This is a genomic window from Priestia sp. YIM B13491 (assembly GCF_042787605.1).
Taxonomy (GTDB): domain Bacteria; phylum Bacillota; class Bacilli; order Bacillales; family Bacillaceae_H; genus Priestia; species Priestia megaterium_E.
The window spans coordinates 1-1900 of sequence record NZ_JBHZOR010000034.1 but is presented as its reverse complement, the minus strand read 5'-3'; the positions used below and the strand labels follow the sequence as shown (position 1 = coordinate 1900).

The following is a 1900-nucleotide window of genomic DNA, read 5'->3' as shown; positions in this document are numbered from 1 at the left end:
CGAACTGTCTCACGACGTTCTGAACCCAGCTCGCGTACCGCTTTAATGGGCGAACAGCCCAACCCTTGGGACCAACTCCAGCCCCAGGATGCGACGAGCCGACATCGAGGTGCCAAACCATGCCGTCGATATGGACTCTTGGGCAAGATCAGCCTGTTATCCCCGGGGTACCTTTTATCCGTTGAGCGACGGCCGTTCCACAACGTACCGCCGGATCACTAGTCCCGACTTTCGTCCCTGCTCGACCTGCCAGTCTCACAGTCAAGCTCCCTTGTGCACTTACACTCAACACCTGATTGCCAACCAGGCTGAGGGAACCTTTGGGCGCCTCCGTTACACTTTAGGAGGCAACCGCCCCAGTTAAACTACCCATCAGGCACTGTCCCTGAACCAGATCATGGCCCGAAGTTAGACATCCAGATTGACCAGAGTGGTATTTCAACAACGACTCCACACAAACTAGCGTCCATGCTTCACAGTCTCCCACCTATCCTACACAAGCCAAACCAAACACCAATACCAAACTATAGTAAAGGTCCCGGGGTCTTTCCGTCCTTCTGCGCGAAACGAGCATCTTTACTCGTACTGCAATTTCGCCGAGTTCATGGTTGAGACAGTAGGGAAGTCGTTACGCCATTCGTGCAGGTCGGAACTTACCCGACAAGGAATTTCGCTACCTTAGGATGGTTATAGTTACCACCGCCGTTTACTGGGGCTTAAATTCTCAGCTTCGCCACAAAGGCTAACCAATCCTCTTAACCTTCCAGCACCGGGCAGGCGTCAGTCCGTATACATCGTCTTACGACTTCGCACGGACCTGTGTTTTTGATAAACAGTCGCTTCCCCCTGGTCTCTGCGACCCATACACGCTCCAGGCAGCAAGTGCCCATCACGCTCAAGGTCCCCCTTCTCCCGAAGTTACGGGGGCATTTTGCCGAGTTCCTTAACCATGATTCTCTCGATCGCCTTAGTATTCTCTACCTGATCACCTGTGTCGGTTTAGGGTACGGGCGGCTAAAACCTCACGCCGATGCTTTTCTCGGCAGCATAGGATCACCAAATCCCCCAAAAACGGGGTCCCATCACGTCTCAGGCACACAGCCGGCGCATTTAACAACCGACAACCCTACACGCTTAGACCACGACAACCATCGCGTGGCTTGGCTACCTTCCTGCGTCACACCTGTTAACACGTTTACCTCCAAAGATCGGGTCCCACAACCCACACAACACACAAACAAAAGCCTGCACATCATGCTTCGCATGGTTAGCATCACAATATCAGTATGGGCGGTTCTTCACCGGTACGGGAATATCAACCCGTTATCCATCGACTACGCCTGTCGGCCTCGCCTTAGGCCCCGACTAACCCAGGGCAGATTAACTTGACCCTGGAACCCTTGATCATCCGGCGGATGAGTTTCTCACTCATCTTTCGCTACTCATGCCTGCATTCTCACTCGCATAGCCTCCACCACTGGTTTACACCGCAGCTTCACCGGCCACACGACGCTCCCCTACCCAACAATCCAAAAAGATCATTGCCACAACTTCGGCGGTGTACTTGAGCCCCGCTACATTATCGGCGCAGAATCACTTGACCAGTGAGCTGTTACGCACTCTTTCAAGGATGGCTGCTTCTAAGCCAACCTCCTGGTTGTCTAAGCAACTCCACATCCTTTCCCACTTAGCACACGCTTAGGGGCCTTAGTTGGTGGTCTGGGCTGTTTCCCTCTCGACAATGAAGCTTATCCCCCACTGTCTCACTGCTACGCTCTCACTTACCGGCATTCGGAGTTTAGCTGACGTCAGTAACCCGTGAAGGCCCATCGGCCATCCAGTAGCTCTACCTCCGGCAAGAAACACGTAACGCTGCACCTAAATGCATTTCGGGGAGAAC

General features: G+C 53.5%; 1 rRNA gene. It reads right to left on the bottom strand.

The window, feature by feature from the left end:
- Positions 1-1900 (bottom strand): 23S ribosomal RNA (locus tag ACFX4E_RS28185); the annotation flags it as partial.